Source organism: Polaromonas sp. P1_G2 (assembly GCF_056405515.1).
Genome location: NZ_JBFUBY010001248.1, coordinates 1 through 436, shown reverse-complemented (window position 1 = coordinate 436; position 436 = coordinate 1). Strand labels below are relative to the sequence as shown.

Here is a 436-nt window from a genome sequence, read left to right as displayed (position 1 = left end):
GTATTTCGCCTTGTTGGCCTCGAACCACTTGTTCAGCACGTCGGTGGCCGGCGGCTTGATCGGGTCGAGATTGTCCTTGGTCAGCATCAGATAATCGATGCCACGGCGCTCATTGGCATAGGTCTGCAGCGCATCGACGAGTGTCTTCGGAGGTTCGAAATCCTTGGTCAGCGCATCAGCGATCTGGGTACGGACCGCTTGCTTGTTGGCGATCTGGATCCAGTCGTTGACAGGGATCCCAACATTCCGCAACACCCCTTCCATCTGATTGCGACTGAAGGCACCGGTTTCGTCGTGGAAGGCCGGCTCCTGTTGGATCACCTGCAGCAGCCGTTCCTGGGACTGTCCGAGTTTCATATTGCTCGCCAGTTGATCGAGTGTGGCACCGGATATGAGCTGGCTGAGCACGTTGTTTTCAGCGCCGAGAGCTCTGGCC

General features: G+C 57.3%; 1 protein-coding gene. It reads right to left on the bottom strand.

Translation table 11 applies throughout. The features are described from left to right. Positions 1-436 (bottom strand): SurA N-terminal domain-containing protein (locus AC1D0P_RS29985; RefSeq protein WP_477680060.1); only part of this gene is annotated, 436 nt, incomplete at both ends.